The organism is Capilliphycus salinus ALCB114379 (genome assembly GCF_047276495.1).
Lineage (GTDB): Bacteria > Cyanobacteriota > Cyanobacteriia > Cyanobacteriales > Microcoleaceae > Capilliphycus > Capilliphycus salinus.
Map to the genome: position 1 here is coordinate 80,163 of NZ_CP178543.1, position 15,524 is coordinate 95,686.

17 protein-coding genes are annotated in these 15,524 nt (G+C 41.6%); 12 read left to right on the forward strand and 5 right to left on the reverse strand.

Going from position 1 to position 15,524, the window contains the following annotated elements:
• Positions 1-33 precede the first annotated feature (33 nt).
• Positions 34-1,014: a pentapeptide repeat-containing protein gene (locus ACL6C3_RS00405; protein WP_413164302.1), complete on the reverse strand. Its 981-nt coding sequence runs from the start codon at positions 1,012-1,014 to the stop codon at positions 34-36.
• Positions 1,015-1,141: 127 nt separating this feature from the next.
• Positions 1,142-1,549, reverse strand: a complete 408-nt coding sequence (locus ACL6C3_RS00410) for a peptidoglycan-binding domain-containing protein (protein WP_413164304.1) — start codon at positions 1,547-1,549, stop codon at positions 1,142-1,144.
• 198 nt (positions 1,550-1,747) lie between these two features.
• Here ACL6C3_RS00410 and ACL6C3_RS00415 point away from each other — a divergent pair, with 198 nt between their 5' ends.
• From ACL6C3_RS00415 to ACL6C3_RS00455, 9 genes are all read left to right on the forward strand, one after another.
• Positions 1,748-2,950 carry an NAD(P)/FAD-dependent oxidoreductase gene (locus ACL6C3_RS00415; protein WP_413164305.1) on the forward strand — a complete coding sequence of 401 codons (1,203 nt, stop codon included), beginning with the start codon at positions 1,748-1,750 and terminating at the stop codon, positions 2,948-2,950.
• Between the two features lie 525 nt (positions 2,951-3,475).
• Positions 3,476-3,715 carry a hypothetical protein gene (locus tag ACL6C3_RS00420; RefSeq protein WP_413164307.1) on the forward strand — a complete coding sequence of 80 codons (240 nt, stop codon included), beginning with the start codon at positions 3,476-3,478 and terminating at the stop codon, positions 3,713-3,715.
• A 414-nt stretch (positions 3,716-4,129) separates the two neighbouring features.
• On the forward strand, positions 4,130-5,083 hold the full coding sequence (locus ACL6C3_RS00425) for a tetratricopeptide repeat protein (protein ID WP_413168458.1): 954 nt from the start codon (positions 4,130-4,132) through the stop codon (positions 5,081-5,083).
• 146 nt (positions 5,084-5,229) lie between these two features.
• Positions 5,230-6,126 carry a vWA domain-containing protein gene (locus ACL6C3_RS00430; protein WP_413164309.1) on the forward strand — a complete coding sequence of 299 codons (897 nt, stop codon included), beginning with the start codon at positions 5,230-5,232 and terminating at the stop codon, positions 6,124-6,126.
• Positions 6,127-6,437: 311 nt separating this feature from the next.
• Positions 6,438-7,520 (forward strand): hypothetical protein, encoded by a 1,083-nt coding sequence (locus ACL6C3_RS00435; protein ID WP_413164311.1) that lies wholly within the window; start codon positions 6,438-6,440, stop codon positions 7,518-7,520.
• Between the two features lie 115 nt (positions 7,521-7,635).
• Complete coding sequence (locus ACL6C3_RS00440) at positions 7,636-8,637, forward strand: endonuclease/exonuclease/phosphatase family protein (RefSeq protein WP_413164312.1); 1,002 nt, start codon at positions 7,636-7,638, stop codon at positions 8,635-8,637.
• Between the two features lie 29 nt (positions 8,638-8,666).
• Positions 8,667-8,984, forward strand: coding sequence for a thioredoxin family protein (locus ACL6C3_RS00445; protein ID WP_413164314.1), 318 nt, complete (start codon positions 8,667-8,669; stop codon positions 8,982-8,984).
• A gap of 423 nt (positions 8,985-9,407) precedes the next feature.
• Entirely contained in the window at positions 9,408-10,364 is a 957-nt protein-coding gene (locus ACL6C3_RS00450; RefSeq protein ID WP_413164315.1) for a hypothetical protein, read from the forward strand.
• A 69-nt stretch (positions 10,365-10,433) separates the two neighbouring features.
• The gene (locus tag ACL6C3_RS00455) at positions 10,434-10,907 is read left to right on the forward strand and encodes a BPTI/Kunitz domain-containing protein (protein ID WP_413164317.1); all 474 of its coding nucleotides are present in this window, start codon (positions 10,434-10,436) and stop codon (positions 10,905-10,907) included.
• A gap of 130 nt (positions 10,908-11,037) precedes the next feature.
• Here ACL6C3_RS00455 and rsmG read toward each other — a convergent pair whose 3' ends face one another.
• Positions 11,038-11,739, reverse strand: a complete 702-nt coding sequence (gene rsmG, locus ACL6C3_RS00460) for a 16S rRNA (guanine(527)-N(7))-methyltransferase RsmG (RefSeq protein ID WP_413164318.1) — start codon at positions 11,737-11,739, stop codon at positions 11,038-11,040.
• A gap of 48 nt (positions 11,740-11,787) precedes the next feature.
• Complete coding sequence (locus tag ACL6C3_RS00465; protein WP_413164320.1) at positions 11,788-12,459, reverse strand: ABC transporter ATP-binding protein; 672 nt, start codon at positions 12,457-12,459, stop codon at positions 11,788-11,790.
• A 149-nt stretch (positions 12,460-12,608) separates the two neighbouring features.
• On the opposite strand from ACL6C3_RS00465, the gene ACL6C3_RS00470 reads away from it, so the two are divergent.
• The 3 genes from ACL6C3_RS00470 to ACL6C3_RS00480 all read left to right on the forward strand — a co-directional run bounded on the left by ACL6C3_RS00470 (position 12,609) and on the right by ACL6C3_RS00480 (position 14,615).
• Positions 12,609-13,631: a Sll0314/Alr1548 family TPR repeat-containing protein gene (locus tag ACL6C3_RS00470; RefSeq protein ID WP_413164321.1), complete on the forward strand. Its 1,023-nt coding sequence runs from the start codon at positions 12,609-12,611 to the stop codon at positions 13,629-13,631.
• A gap of 21 nt (positions 13,632-13,652) precedes the next feature.
• Positions 13,653-14,105, forward strand: a complete 453-nt coding sequence (locus ACL6C3_RS00475) for a DUF3531 family protein (RefSeq protein ID WP_413164322.1) — start codon at positions 13,653-13,655, stop codon at positions 14,103-14,105.
• A gap of 75 nt (positions 14,106-14,180) precedes the next feature.
• A complete protein-coding gene (locus ACL6C3_RS00480) occupies positions 14,181-14,615 on the forward strand; it encodes an NUDIX hydrolase (protein WP_413164324.1) in 435 nt (144 codons plus the stop codon).
• A 5-nt stretch (positions 14,616-14,620) separates the two neighbouring features.
• Here ACL6C3_RS00480 and rnhA read toward each other — a convergent pair whose 3' ends face one another.
• A complete protein-coding gene (rnhA, locus tag ACL6C3_RS00485) occupies positions 14,621-15,172 on the reverse strand; it encodes a ribonuclease HI (protein WP_413168459.1) in 552 nt (183 codons plus the stop codon).
• Positions 15,173-15,524: the final 352 nt, after the last annotated feature.

Here is a 15,524-nt window from a genome sequence, read left to right on the forward strand (position 1 = left end):
GGACAGCAACTTTAATTAAAATGATAGTATTGCTCAGTCTAATTTTAACCCCAATTTGTAGAGAAAATCTTTAGAATATCGAGCCAGTTCCCAATTTTGAGCCGCCCAAACTTGGGAGGGATGTAATCCTTTCGCATTTTGAAAATTAACACCCTGCACATTGGCATCTTGAAAACTAACCCCTTGTAAATTCGCATCTTTAAGATTAGCACCTCGCAGGTTGGCATCTTTAAAATTGGCATCTTTGAGATAAGCCCCCTCGAGAATTATCCCTTGAAGATTGGCTTCTTGAAAATCGGCTCCTTGCAAATTTCCGAGAATATAAGCCCCTTGAAGATTGGCTTTTTGCAAGTTAGCTTCTAACAGATTAACCCCTTGTAAATCGGCAAAACTGAGATTGGCGGAACTCAAGTTAATTTTTTGCATTTGTGCCAACAGAAAAAACGTTTCTTGAAGGTTAGCTTTCCATAAATTCGCCCCTTGCAGTTGGGTCAGTTCAAAAGTTCCCCCCTGTAAATTGGCTTCTTGAAGTTTGGCACCTTGTAAGTTAACCTCTTTAAAATCACCATCGACCAAATGAATTTGTTCGAGATTAGCTTTCGGTAACAATAATCCCTTTAAACTAATTCCATCCTTGGCTAATTCTTCTAAGGCTTTAATCCGAGCATGGCTGAATTCTAAGCCTTGAGCCGAGTCGATCACCTGCCAAGCTTCATAATGAGATTGTTTCTTTCCCCGGCGCAAATAAACAACCAAAGCCGTGACAATACTAATACTTTCAAACGTTCCTAAAATCCGAGATTCTTCAATAGAACGAATAAAAAACTGTCCCCAACTTGTTTGTTGTTCTAAAGCATTTTCTAAAGATAAAATTGACAGCAAAACAACAATAACAGCCGCCAAAATAATCAGAACTTCTAACACGTCACGCAACAGGCGACCCCCGATCCGATTGAGTCGAGATAATTGTCGCTTATTGCCCAGTCTAAAAGGTTTTTTTTGGAGGGTTTCCATTATCAATAAAGTCCGAGGATAATTACAGTTTTAATCGCCAACTTTGAGACAATAAACGTTGATTGTTATTCAATAATAAGGAGGTAATCGTGAGGATAATGGGAAAACAGTCAACCGATAAAAAATACTAGCACCCGTAATAAATTCGAGCTTTACTCAAGCCAAAATCTCGCAGATAATGTTGCCAGCGTTTGGCAATATCAGGATTAAAAAACGGCCCGACAGCAACTTTCGGATCGAGAGGAATATGTCGTTGATAAACACCCGTTTCCGGCGCCCCCAATAAAATCACCTGTTCGGCGATTTTAGGTAGGTCTTCTAACTTACCGGGAATCACGACAAAATAAGCAGCTTGGGCTTTGCCTCCATGCACCCCATAAGTCCGTTGTGCTGCTTCGATTGCGGCTTCTGTTTGAGGATTCATTCTTCCATTAACAGGCCCCGGATCAAGACCCAGTGCTTGCAGTCGTCTTTGCAACTCTAGCACCAATAATTTACTGTAATGCAAACGTCCGAATAACTTATCTTCCGGCATGGGTTAATTGTTACTTCTATTGCCTTTTCTTTATCTATCTTGCATCAGTTGAGAGACTTACTCCGCAACGAACCGTACACCGACCCGTATTTTCACTCAACACTCAACTCCAAACTCCAGACGGAAAACACCCGGCAGCCTTGTTATCCTAGTGAGAAGAAACTGCTTGATTGCTTATTCGTTCCTCATCGGCAAATTATGACTGAACAACCAACCCGCATCTGTATTTTGGGTGGAGGCTTTGGTGGACTCTATACCGCCCTACGCTTAAATGATTTACCCTGGCAAAAGTCCTCTCAACCGGAGATTACTCTGGTAGACAGCCGCGATCGCTTTTTATTTTCCCCGTTTTTGTACGAACTGCTGACCGGAGAATTGCAAAGTTGGGAAATTGCTCCCCCCTTTGAACAACTGCTGCAAAATACCCATATCCGTTTTTGTCAGCAACGGGTCAGCACTATCGATATCGACGCCAAGCAAGTTCAACTCGCCGAAGGTGAACCGCTGCATTATGATTATTTGGTTTTGGCGATGGGGGGTGAAACTCCTCTTGATATTGTACCGGGAGCGGCAGAATATGCGATTCCTTTCCGAACGCTCGAAGATGCCTATCGCCTCGAAGAACGGCTTAGGGTTCTAGAAGCTAGCGATCGCGATAAAATTCGGATTGCGATCGTCGGTGGCGGTTACAGTGGCGTGGAGTTGGCCTGCAAGCTGGCCGATCGACTCAAAGATCGGGGACGGTTGCGCCTGATCGAACGAGAAGATGGGATTTTGCGGGGTTCTCCCAGTTTTAACCGGGAAGCGGCCCAGCGCGCCCTCGAACAGCGTCAGGTTTGGGTGGACTTAGAAACGGGGGTTCAATCGATCGACGCCGAGACGATGGCCTTGGAGTATCGCCAGCAGGTGGATACGATTCCGGTGGATCTGGTGTTATGGACCGTCGGAACCCGAATTTCCCCGGTGGTCCAGTCCCTACCTTTGAAGCAGAATCGCCGGGGTCAGGTGGTGACGACCACGACTTTACAAGTTGTTGAGCATCCCGAGATTTTTGCTTTGGGAGATTTGGCCGATTGTCAGGATGCCGAGGGTCAAAAGGTGCCGACCACCGCTCAAGCGGCGTTTCAACAGGCTGACTATGCGGGCTGGAATATTTGGGCTTCGATCACCGGACGGCCTTTGTTACCGTTCCGTTATCAGGGTTTGGGCGAAATGATGACTTTGGGAACTGATGATGCTACCCTGACCGGTTTGGGGATTAAGTTGGAAGGGCAAATGGCGCATCTGGCCCGCCGTTTGATTTATCTTTATCGTTTCCCGACGTTCGATCATCAAGTTCGGGTGGCTTTTAATTGGATGACTCGACCCCTGCAAGAAATGATGTCACCTTCCGTTCGATAGAGTTTGATTTTGACAAGAGTTTGATTTTCGAGAGAGGAGATGTTTTTTTTCCTCTCTAGTTTTTTTCTGGACTTCTGCAATATAAACTTTTTGGATTTTCAGGCCATTTTATCGCGATAGGCTATCGGTTCTACTTCCTGGAAAAGTGACCCATTCAACGCCGGTTAGGGGTTGCGGGTGAGGTGTGGGCTGAAAAACTATTCCCTCGGTATTAAAATGTAGATTCTTTATTTGAAATAAAATTGAATTTTAGTCCAAAAATATACTCATTTCTATACTTGACAAAATTATAAACTTGTGCAGTTTATCCCTCCAAGGGGATGAGGTTATCTTTGTCAATCTGCCGAGGTAAAAAATTAATCAAGATTAATATTGGTTTAAATAAGTTTTATAAAATCTTGAAGATTAGAGAACTGCAAAATTTTGATGAAATATTACTTTTTAGGTATTGGCAGTCTGTCATAAAGGAAGTTATACTAAAACACAAAGTTTATGAACGTTAGTCCATCTTTGATTTAGACAACTATGAGCGATCAAAATAAAGGTCAAATTATTCCGAGCAACCTGGACGCTTTACACTTTGACAGTTTTGCACGCGACCCCAAGATAGACATCGTGTGTTTGGCTCCAATCCGGAGTATTGTTCGTCGTGAAGAAGAAATCGTTCTGATTCGTAAGGTTCGCAAGGTTGAAGAAGTAGACGCAAGTCCGGCTTGTCCGATCAATACCACTCAGATCTCCGGTATTCAACAAGAATCACGATAAGGCTATTCCTCAACCGTATAAATAGAAATTGAGTTTTCTCTGACCGCAGTTTATTGATCGGATAAATTGCCGATAAGAGGTAAATCGTTTCTATTGGCAAAAGCGGCAAGAGTGATGACTGAAAGTTGGGGGACAGCACGGTTGAATCCAGTTGTGTAGCTGTAGGGGGCGACATAACTCGGTTTAATCGTGTACCCCAATTTGATCGATTAGCTTAGGAGTTAGATGAAAGTCGGGAATTACTGAAGATTAACAGCGGTAATTCAATCGAAGGTTAAGTCGCACAAACTCACGACAGTTTGACTTTATAACCATGTCAGACCAGAGCCGATGCCGCCAAATCAACCAGCTTTAACGTCTGCACCCCATAAAGCTATCAGAATTTTTCTCAAGATAGTGGAGAGAGCCTTGTTAGTGGCAATTATTATTATTGCGGGTAGTGTTCTCTTGTTTGTTTTTGTGTTGGTTGTGCCGGCCTTGTTAAAAAACAGGCAAGACCGTTCAGAGGTTTACGATAAACAAGGTCTCGATCACGAACAAAAACAAGAATATCCAGAGGCAATAGCCGCCTACGAACAAGCGATCACAACCTATGCAAATTCGGCGGATGCCTATTACCATAAAGCGAATACTCATTACCTACTCCGGGAGTATCAACAGGCAATTGAAAGCTATACTCAAGCGATTGAAATTAATGCCAGATATGCCGAAGCTTACAACAATCGCGGCAACACTTACTACACCCTAGAACAGTACGAAAACGCCATAGAAGATTATACTCAGGCCGTCAATTTTAAGCCTGACTTTCATCGTGCTTATTACAATCGAGGGACGGCTTATCATCGACTGGGAGAGTACGAACAGGCGATCGCCGACTATAGCAAAGCCCTACAAATAAACTCCAACTATGCCGAAGCTTACAACAACCGAGGAGCCGCCAGTTATGCCATCCAAAAAAATAGAGACGTTTTAGACGATTATAACCAAGCGATCGAGATTAACCCCAATTATGCCGAAGCTTACAACAATCGAGGGACCGTTTATTATGACTTAAAAGATTATACCAAAGCGATAGAAGATTACGATCAAGCGATTAGAATTAATCCCAACTATGCCGAAGCTTACAATAACAGGGGGAACGTTTGTTACGAGCGCAAAGAATACGAAACAGCGATAGAAGATTACAACAAAGCCATTCTTAGCGATCCGGGTTATGCAGAAGCATTCTACAATCGCGGATTGGTCTATCAACAATTGAGAGACAATCAAAAAGCCATTCCAGATTTTAAACAAGCTCTGCAACTGTGCAAACAACAAGAAAATCCTGTACTTTACAAAAAATTACAGGCGGTTCTCGGGCCAAGTTAGCAAAATTATGATACTTTATAGAGTTAAAGGATTGCTAAAGAAGACAATTATTTAAGGTGTGAGTAGGAATAGAAAAGTCTTCAAATCCTACACAAAAAAACAGTAGAAGCGAAAAAATTTTCAGCAGCAATAAAAAGGAGAAAATAATGACAAATCCTCAGGGAAATCCCAACCCCGCCGTCGATCTGGTGATTGTAATTGATACCAGCCCCTCCATGAAAGACGAAGCCCAAGCGTTGAGTCAAGCCGCTTCAGTGTCCATTAAAGCCGCAGCTTCGAGTTGTCCTTCCGATTTAAGAGTCGCCTGGTTTGGAGTGGAAGGAACGTGGAACGGTACGAATTTTAACCGCACCATTCGGGATTATCTCCTGAAAGTTTGTAAAGTATCAGAATCTCAAATTCGCGCACGTAAACGGGGAGAACTTCCCTCAGCCGGCGCCCAAGAAGATGGGGCAAGAGCCATTGAAGATATTGCCAACCATTTTGATTGGCGTCCCGGTGCCGCCCGAGCGATTTTTTATCTCGGAGATGAAGCCCTCGAAGGCGGGGGTTCGGAAGTGAAAAAAGAGGATATTGAAGCCGCCAACCAAGCCATCAAAGCCGCAAAAAATCAGCAAGTCAAAGTTCATACTTATTTTGGAACTTCCAAGAGCAAAAATAGAGAGGAATTACAACAAGAATTTGCTCGGGTTGCCAAAGGAACGGGAGGGCAAAGCTTCACCCCACGGAATAGTCTTAAGGGCTTCACTGCTGTCTTAGAAAGCGTCATTTGTGGCAGTCGAAATGTCGCCGAAACTTCAGATTCAGTTACCGACAAAAAACCGGTTAACCCCATTGCCATCGGTGATTTAATCGGCAATTTAAGCTTTGATAGTTTTGCACGAGATGCCAAAACTGACATCGTTTGCGTTTCTCCCGTGCGGACAATTGTGCGCCGCGAAGAAGAAATTATTCTGATTCGCAAAGTTCGCAAAGAGGAAGTTGTGGATGCTTCTCCCGCTTGTCCTGTCAATACCAATCAAGTTTCACCTTCTCAGTCCTAGTCCTCTATAAACAGGAGAGAGCTAAAGAAACCTCAAATTTTTTAAACTTTTTGAGTGAATGGCAATATAGCTTAATTTAAAATTAAACATTTCCGTTCTAAATTCGGCACAAATTGAGTATTGTCACTCACTGAAAGAGAAAGGGGTAAACAAGCTAACTCCCGGTTTTTGTTCAAAATTGGGGTTCTTAAGCTTAACTTAATCCTTCAGTTTCTAAACTTTGATAAAATTATTGAAAATCAATATTTTTATCGGTCACGCTCTTTCCAGAGACTGAATTCAACCGTAAAAATAGCATTGGAGACGAAAAAATGAAAACATTAACCATTCACAGTCAAGACAGTTGTTATGTCATTAACCAAGGACAAATGGATAATGACTTACAATCAAAAACCGCCAAGTCTATGACTTTAGAACAGGGTGAATATTCAATCAAAATAGAAAAAGGTTGGTATAGTTATTCATCCGGTCCAGAAAAAGGTGAACCCCTGGTAACGCTTTGGATTTACGGACATGATAACGCCGCTTTTGTTAATCTAAATACCGGATTGGAAGTCGGCACAACCTGGACAACACTCAACGGATTTAATGATGTGTTGGCTCTGCGAATTAAACCAAATCAAAAAGCAACCGTCTGTGCATTATTCCTCGATATAGATGCTTGTCAAAGTCGGGGCGGAGAAGTCGAAATTTCCTTTACACAAATTCCTTCTTCCGTTCAAAAAAGACTGACGATTGATAGCAAAAAAAATTGCTGGAAACTCAATCAAAATCAACTCAAAAGTATTAGACGGCACAATTCTAACTTTATCGATCTAGAACCCGGAGAATACCAAATTAAAGTCAAAGAAGGTAATATTAGTTACTGGCAACAACAGGACGAAAAATTTAAGCTAGAACCTTGGGCGATGCTCTGGGTCAATGGCGGAAAATTTATTACCAAATATCCCGAGCAAGGCGCAGAAAACACCGTTTCTGAAAGTTGGTGTTCTCTCAATGGATACCAAGACAAACTGAATCTGAAAGTTCTTGAAAAAACCACCCTATTCGGATTATTTTTTGATACCGTTAAAGAGGATAATCAAGGTCAGGTTGTCTTAGCTATAGAAGAAGTTGCACTCTCAAAACCGAATCAACCTCAACCCGCTCCTCCTCAAGAAAAGCCATCTCAGCCTGTTGGTAATATGAGTTGGCCGAGTATTATTAATGATATGGCAATTTGGGAAATGCGGGATGGCAAAGATATTGTCTGTCTGACTCCGGTTCGGACAATTGTGCGTCGGGAAGAAGAAATTACGCTGATTCGGAAAGTTCGCAAAGTCGAAGAAATAGAAGCTTCTCCCGCTTGTCCGATCAATACAAATCAAATTTCTCCGCCCCAACAAGAACCCTAAATTTATCCCAAACAATAGGAGTGGAAATCCGAATTTTAGGATGAATAAATAAACCACTTCCTATTGTTTTTTATCTCAAAAATATTTCAAAGCTTATTAAAAAAACAAAACCATTATGCCGCCCAAAAACTTCAAAGTAGGCACCTTCAACCTTTATAATTTAGTTTTACCCAATGTCAAATACTACGATAGAAATCAATATTCTACCGAAGTTTACAGCCAAAAGAAAACTTGGATCGGCGGACAACTCGAACGGATGAAAGCTGACATTGTTGGCTTTCAAGAACTCTTTCACGAACAAGCCTTAAAAGAAATCATACAAGAAGTTAAAACCTATGAAAACGCTCAACTTGTAGTCGGCTATCCTCCTAGTTATAACCCCGAAGAACTCAGACCTTTAGTTGCGCTCGTTTCTCGTTTTCCCGTTTTAAGCCATCAAGTTTATGAAGACTTTCCGCCCCAAGCCCTTTTAGAAATTAACGATAAAGATATCCCCCTCGATAAATTTTCGCGACCGATTTTATCAGCACAATTACAAATTAGCGATAACATTGAATGTACCGTTTTTGTCGTTCATCTCAAGTCAAAACGCCCTATTTTACCCGCCAATGCGGATAGAAATGACCCCGTAGAACAAGCTAAAGGAGCAGCCAGATCGTTAATATTGCGGGCGACAGAAGCCACAGCTTTACGCATGATTTTGATGGAAACCTTACAAAATCGACAGCATCCGGTGATTGTTATGGGCGATGTCAATGATAGCGGTTTATCCGTCACGACTCAAATTGTTACCGGACAACCCCCCTGGGAAAAACTTCCCTTTGAAAAAAAGAAGAAAATTTGGGATGTTTTACTTTATAGCGTTAAAGATATTCAAGCCCGTCAAAGTTATGGAGATTTTTATTATACTCACATTTATAACGGTTATTATCAAGCGCTGGATCATATTTTAGTCAGCGAAGAATGGGTCGCTCAAAATCCCAGTCGTTTGGGTCAAGTCGAATATGTTTCTCTACTCAACGATCATTTAATTGATGAAACGTTGAGTTATGATGAAGTAGAAAAATGGCAATCCGACCACGCCCAGGTTGTCGCCACAATTAAACTCGAAAAGTAAAAAAGTAGCTGTTGAGGAAAAATCAAACAATGGTTATTAAAAAGCAATTTTCTAGCCTGGATGATTTAATTCAAAATACACCGATTCCGGTCTTTGTCTGTTTTTATTCTAATCAGTGTCCCTATTCTCAAACCTATGCTCCCATTTTGGAACAGCTAAAAAGTCAAATGGGAAACCAAATTCAAGTGATTAAAATTAGTACAGATAAATATCCCCAACTCGCGGCTAAACATGAAATAAAAGCTTCGCCCACTTCGCTGTTATTTATTCAGGGTGAGTTGGCTTGTCGCATCAAAGGCGTGATCCAAACTCCCCAACTGATTCAATACTTACAAAAGTTTCTGTAAATTTAACTTTTTAATCTATAAAATATCGGTTGATTACTCTATTTTTAGGCTAAAAATGGAGAAAACGTTTATCTGATTCGTTTGTGTAATTAAAGATTTGTAAGACTCAAACTGAATTTGAAAAGAACCTGATTTTTAATGATAGCATAGTAAAAATAGAAAGAATGGGTTGAGTTCTCAGTGTAGGGAGATTTAAACAGACAGAGTATAATTTCTTAGCTTTAATCTGTACATCTTAACCTCAAACTCTGTCTCAACAATCTTCTACACTAAAAAATCAGGTGGTAACGCATTTTAACGAGATATGAGAACTTTCCTGATTCAAACCGGAAGACTAAGTAAATACTGGACAACTGAACAACTTTAACCCGTTGTCTAAAGTATCCAAATTTTTTGTCATCAACTTGAAGACGAGGAAAAACAATGACTAATCAATTGGGAAATAATATATCTTCTGGAATGGCTTACGTTCAAGATAGAATAGAAGGAAAACCAAGCAATCTTTATACTCTGGATTTATCCACAGGTAAAGCCGCAAAAGTTGGCGAGATCGGTTTTGAAGTTTCTGATATTATGTTTGTTGAAAATCGGCTGTATGGAATCGCCGGAAAAAAAGAAAGTTCTACCACTCAACTGATTGAAATTGATCGCAAAACAGGTCAAGGAAAACTGATCGGTAATATCGGATATATAGTTGTGGGTTTAAGCTACAATGTCGCCAATAAAACTCTTTATGGTGCCAGTGCAGACGAATTAATTGAAATTAACACCCAAACCGGTCGGGGTCGTCCAGCATTAACCGTTGCAGATCAAGACTATAATTGCGGCGAAATTGCTTTTAATCCCAACGGGAAAGCTTATATTACTCTGATTGGAAGCAATCGGAAAAAGTTACTGGCAACCTGTGATTTAAACTCTAAAGAAAAACCGAAAATTATTGGTGATATTGGATATCCAAACCTCGCCAGTATGAAATTTTTAGGGGATACATTGTATGGCGTAACCGGCAGCTTTTTTAACTTGGGAAAAGACGGTGAACTCCTGAAAATTGACACCCAAACCGGAGCCGCCACATTAATCGGAATGACCGCTCCGATCAGTCGATGGGCGGGAATGGCAATCTATCAAGAAATCACCGATAAAATACCAGTCGCTCCCAAGCCGGTAGAGCCAGTTAAACCCGGAATTCCGGATTTAATTACCAACATTACATTTGACAGTTTTGAGCGCGATCCTAAACGGGATATCGTCTGTTTAACACCCGTTCGTAGCATTGTCCGTCGGGAAGAAGAAATCACCATTATTCGGAAAGTTCGCAAAGAGGAAGTTGTCGATGCTTCTCCCGCTTGTCCGGTGAATACAACCGAAGTCAGCAAATAGTTAAAATCGTTAAAAGGCTATTCCCACTCTCTGGTAAGGTTGGAGGTGAACCAATTTTCAAACGCTCTAATGATTCAACAAACCATCAAAGCGATCGCCACAGTTTCTATTGCGATCGCGATCGTAATTTTCAATAGTTTGCTATTCCCAGAAGCGGTTTCTGCTCAACCCAAACCAATTTGTAATCAACCCATTGAAAGCGGGAGTTGTCAGGCGAGTTTTAACCGCTATGGGTTTAATGGGAGCGAATGCGTTCAGTTCACCTTTGGGGGTTGTGAAGGAAATGAAAATAACTTTATGACCCTCCCCGACTGTCAACAAACTTGTTTGGGTGAATCCCGACCGGTCGATCAAGCCAATACAGCCGAACAAATTTGCGCTCAACCGATAGAAAGTGGCTCCTGTAAAGCCGATTTTAGCCGTTACGCTTTTAATGGTAATCAATGTGTTCCCTTCTCTTTTGGGGGTTGTGAAGGGAATGAAAATAATTTTGTTACCTTAGAAGATTGTCAAGAAACTTGTGTTGTACAAGCGGAAAACTAATCTTTGAGAAATTATAACACTTTTTAACCTCAAGTTGGGATCGGGTTTAACGTTTAAAACTCGATCTTTTTTTACTGTTTCGTTAATTTACTGATTCGTTAAGAAAAATAATAAAAATGAAAGTCAAACCTTACAACTTCCTGATCTCAATACAGTTTCTCACTCCCCCAGTTAACGGGGTTGTAAAGCTTCTGACCGCCTCAATTTCGCCTCCCAAACCTTTCAAAACCGAGTTTAACTCTTTTTCCTCCTCCACCGTCCAACGTCCGCGATACAGCACCGCCCGACCCCCTTTTTGACAAAACGGTAAAGCGTATTTTGCACAAACCGGCGCCGCCGCCACAGCCCGAACCAAAGCCAAATGATACTTCTTTTTAAACTTTAACTGTTGATTAATTTGTTCGGCACGACCGACACAAACCCCAGAATTTTTAATCTCTAAATTTGTAATTAAAGATTCTAAGAAAACGATTTTTTTGCGGATACTATCTAACAACATCACCGAACTTTCTGGAAAAACAATCGCCACCGGTAAACCCGGAAAACCCGCACCCGTGCCAATATCAATCACCTCAATTGAAGAAGTTAAAAAATCCCATTTTCCGGTTAACAGGGGTGCAATTCCAGCTAGAGAATCCCATAAATGTTTTTCCCAAAACGCCTCGGGTTCAGTAATTCGAGTTAAATTGAGAGATTGATTTCCGGTTAATATCGCCTGATAAACCGATTGAAACTGCTGTTGTTGGGTTGGGGTCGGTTGCCAATTTAAAGTATTTTGCCAAACCTCCGACATCTCAGGAATTATTATTGATTTTTCAGTATCATTCATCATTACTTCAAACGTACAAATCTTATGAACAGGTTTCAACAACAATTCTATTTAATGAGAGCCAACCGATTCTATTTGTTTTAAATACAAAGCCGGATCGAGAGTTTTTAAATCCCCGTGATTCAACGTCCAACATTGGTCAGCAACCCCAATTAAATCCGCCGCATCGTGAGTGACAATTAACAGCGTCCAATCTGTTTTTAACTTGGCTAATAAACTCACCAATTGTTGTCGCATTGACCAATCTAATCCCGCCGTTGGTTCATCCAACATCAACAAATGCGGTTGACGAATTAACTGCACCGCCAAAGCCAAACGTCGCTGTTGTCCGCCGCTCAAAGAATGGGGCGAAGTTTGCAGAGATAAATGACCCAACCCCACCTCATTTAAAGCATGATTAACCTGTTCTAAACCCAATTCTGGATGTCCGAGACGCAACTCCTCCAAAACCGTTCCCCCACAAAAATGTCGTTCCGGAAACTGAAAAACCAAACCCGCTAACTGTTGTAAGTGTTCCGAAGTTAACACCTGATCTCGCCAACGAATTTCTCCCCTTGTTTTTTCAGCCAAACCCGCTAAAATTTCAAGAAGCGTACTTTTTCCCGAACCACTGCGACCGACAATCAACCCCATTTGCTGCGGTGCGAGTTCTAAATTCACATCTTTGAGAATGGGTGCGGGACTTGCAGGCGGATGATACAGTATATTTTTGAGATAAAGCATTAGGGAAAAAAGCTAAAATTTGAATGTTAGTTAACCGTTTACACAGCTACTCAAGCATCATAACATCTGCTCACCCCTTCTTGTGGAACAAGCTCTTTTTTTCGAGCGTCAACAACTCATTCTTTATTCTAGTCATCCCTCAAAAATCAATGCTCATGTTTTCAGCTTCTTTTTTCAAATCCTTAAACCAAACTTGGAAAAGAGTCAGTACAGTCACGCTCAGTACCGCTCTCCTTGTTGGTTTATCCATCACTCCCGTATGGGCGGGAGATCCTTTTCGAGAAGGAGATCAAGCCCGAGAAATTGGAGACAATACAGAAGCCGCTTTTAAGGCAATGTTTGAACGGGGAAACTATCAAGATGCCCAGTGGTATCTCGAACAAGCCGCATCCCAAGAAACCGAAGAACCAATGGTTTATGCGTTGCTGGCGTCTTTAGCTTATCAACAGCAAGATTTAGAGGATTTAAAAACCTACGCCGACCAAACAATGAGCGCCGCCAAAGCTTTAGCAAGTCGGGATTTATTAAGAAGTAATCTCTACATTGCCATCGCTTATTTTCTCGACGGCGCTTATATTTTATCTACAGAAGGCACTTTAAAAGGAGCGCCCGTTGCGTTGAATATGCTCAAAGATGTTTTTAAACATATGGATGCGGCCGCCCAAATCGATGCCAGCGATCCGGAACTCAATTTAGTTCGGGGTTATATGGATGTATTCTTGGCTCTAAATCTGCCTTTTTCCGATGTGCAAGCTGCCATTGAAAAACTCGAAGAACATGGAAATCCCCGACATCTTGCCTATCGGGGTTTGGCGATCGCCTATCGAGATTTACAGCAACATGAAAAAGCGCTATTATATGTTAATAAAGCGATAGAAGACGTGCCAGAAAATCCCGAACTTCTTTATATCAAAGCTCAACTTCTCAACTCCATCGCCAAGCGCAATAATAACAACCCCACGACCCTAACCGAAGCCCAAAAAAGCTTTGAAGCCGCTTTAGCCCAACCCCAACAGCTTCCCAAAAGAGTAGTCGCCCAAATTTTTTATGAACAATGTAAAAATCTGAACCGCATTGACAATCAAACTCGTGCTTGCGATCCGATGCGAGATACAATTAGAGAAACGAATAGTCCGTGGGGGCCTATTCGAGAACAAATGCCCTCTTTATAAACCACTACAGCGAGCTATTTTATGGACGTTAAATTTCGCGAATGTAACCCCTTTGATGTGTGGATTTGGCTGAGATTTAGTACCGTTCCCTCAATGATGGAACGCCAATATATTGAAGAAGTGTTTGACTCCTGGTTTCTCTTAGGAAAATTGGGAGGATTTAACGCCGAAAATCTACAAGTTCAAGAGAGCGGGGTCGATCTCAATTACATGATGTATGATACAGATGCCAGCGAGAGTAGTATGATGGCACTCATGCACAATATGGGAGAAATAGAATACAATGGATTGTGGGTCAGATGTTGGTTTGATCTGGGAACCAGCGATACTTTTTCTCTCGATATTTTAATTAATGCTTTTCGGCAACTCAGTCAAGAATATGTCACCATTGAAGAATTAATTATTGGTGGAGAAAATGAAGACTGGCCGATAGACGAAGAACACAAGGCTTCAAGTTTTGCCGATTTTAATTAAAATCTAGCTCAATTCTAAATTGGCAAAATATAAAGCCTAAACTTAAAAAATTAGTTGATTGTATTGGGTGCATTTATGTCAACTAAAATCCGAGTGTTAGCCTTGGGATTAATTCAAGACAAAAACCGCTTATTTTTATCCCAAGGTTATGATTCCGTCAAACAAGAAACCTTTTACCGGGCGATGGGAGGAGGGGTTGATTTTGGCGAACATAGCCGCCAAGCGCTACAACGAGAATTCTTTGAAGAAATCCAAGCAACCCTCACCAATATACAGTATTTGGGTTGCTTAGAAAGCCTCTTTGTTCACAACGATAAACCCGGACATGAAATCATCCAACTCTATCAATGTGATTTTGCCGATCCGAAATTTTATCAGATTGAACAACTCACCTTTAACGAAGGAAAACGGGAAAAAACCGCCCTTTGGGTTCCTTTTGAACGCATTCTTTCCGGCGAATTAACCCTTTATCCCGAAGGTTTTATCGAATACTGTCTAAAGCCAAAATAGCCCTTTTAAAACAACGAGATTTGCTGCATCGGAGGATTTTCATAACCCATATCCGACGGCAAATTTCGCTGTTGAGACGCGGCAACCGCCAGGCGATCACAACGCTCATTTTCCCGATTTCCCGCATGACCTTTCACCCAAAGAAATTGAACCTCATGCTGCGAACAAAGCTTTAATAACTGTTCCCAAAGATCGGGATTCATTGCCATTTCTTTTTTATTTCGTTTCCAGCCATTGGCTTGCCAACGTTCGGCCCAACCTTTTTCGATCGCATCAACCACATATTTAGAATCGCTATACAATTTGACTTTACTTTTTGTCTCTAAAACTTGCAGCCCCACAATAGCCGCCATCATCTCCATCCGGTTATTTGTTGTTAACTGAAAACCCCCCGAAAATTCCTCTCGATCTTCTCCGCAAATTAACACCACACCATAACCGCCCGGTCCCGGGTTTCCCTGACAAGCGCCATCTGTATAAAGCACCACCTCCTGAAGTTTAGAGGAGTCTTCGGGAGGATTTTCAATCACTTGAACCGAGACATCCGAAGCTAACATTTCACGTCTCTTAACGGGCGGTTGATGAACACCACAAACGGGCAAATTCTGACTTACACTTTCGCGAAAAGCCCGGATAATCTTTAATAGATAGGGTCGATGTTCGGCAGGCGTCGCTTCAATTTCTGCTAAAAATTCAGCGATCTCAATTTCAGAAGATTCGTTGATCGGTTGAGATAAGCTGCGATCGGTCTTTTTATTGGGTTGAGACATCATCTTTTTTTGTCCAGCAGTTTATACAGCGTCACCGATCAATCATTCTAGAATGCGATCGGCCTCCAACACACAAATTCGATCGCTCATGTGCCATAAAAAAACCTAGAGTATCCGAATCTATCTCAAGATAGAGATA

Coding starts and splice junctions, on each gene's coding strand:
- rnhA (WP_413168459.1), bottom strand. CDS start 15,172: ATGTTAGCTTCGGATGTCTCGGTTCAAGTGATTGAAAATCCTCCCGAA.
- rsmG (WP_413164318.1), bottom strand. CDS start 11,739: ATGATGAATGATACTGAAAAATCAATAATAATTCCTGAGATGTCGGAG.
- ACL6C3_RS00420 (WP_413164307.1), top strand. CDS start 3,476: ATGAGCGATCAAAATAAAGGTCAAATTATTCCGAGCAACCTGGACGCT.
- ACL6C3_RS00405 (WP_413164302.1), bottom strand. CDS start 1,014: ATGGAAACCCTCCAAAAAAAACCTTTTAGACTGGGCAATAAGCGACAA.
- ACL6C3_RS00435 (WP_413164311.1), top strand. CDS start 6,438: ATGAAAACATTAACCATTCACAGTCAAGACAGTTGTTATGTCATTAAC.
- ACL6C3_RS00475 (WP_413164322.1), top strand. CDS start 13,653: ATGGACGTTAAATTTCGCGAATGTAACCCCTTTGATGTGTGGATTTGG.
- ACL6C3_RS00455 (WP_413164317.1), top strand. CDS start 10,434: ATGATTCAACAAACCATCAAAGCGATCGCCACAGTTTCTATTGCGATC.
- ACL6C3_RS00465 (WP_413164320.1), bottom strand. CDS start 12,459: ATGCTTTATCTCAAAAATATACTGTATCATCCGCCTGCAAGTCCCGCA.
- ACL6C3_RS00410 (WP_413164304.1), bottom strand. CDS start 1,549: ATGCCGGAAGATAAGTTATTCGGACGTTTGCATTACAGTAAATTATTG.
- ACL6C3_RS00415 (WP_413164305.1), top strand. CDS start 1,748: ATGACTGAACAACCAACCCGCATCTGTATTTTGGGTGGAGGCTTTGGT.
- ACL6C3_RS00430 (WP_413164309.1), top strand. CDS start 5,230: ATGACAAATCCTCAGGGAAATCCCAACCCCGCCGTCGATCTGGTGATT.
- ACL6C3_RS00450 (WP_413164315.1), top strand. CDS start 9,408: ATGACTAATCAATTGGGAAATAATATATCTTCTGGAATGGCTTACGTT.
- ACL6C3_RS00480 (WP_413164324.1), top strand. CDS start 14,181: ATGTCAACTAAAATCCGAGTGTTAGCCTTGGGATTAATTCAAGACAAA.
- ACL6C3_RS00445 (WP_413164314.1), top strand. CDS start 8,667: ATGGTTATTAAAAAGCAATTTTCTAGCCTGGATGATTTAATTCAAAAT.
- ACL6C3_RS00470 (WP_413164321.1), top strand. CDS start 12,609: ATGCTCATGTTTTCAGCTTCTTTTTTCAAATCCTTAAACCAAACTTGG.
- ACL6C3_RS00440 (WP_413164312.1), top strand. CDS start 7,636: ATGCCGCCCAAAAACTTCAAAGTAGGCACCTTCAACCTTTATAATTTA.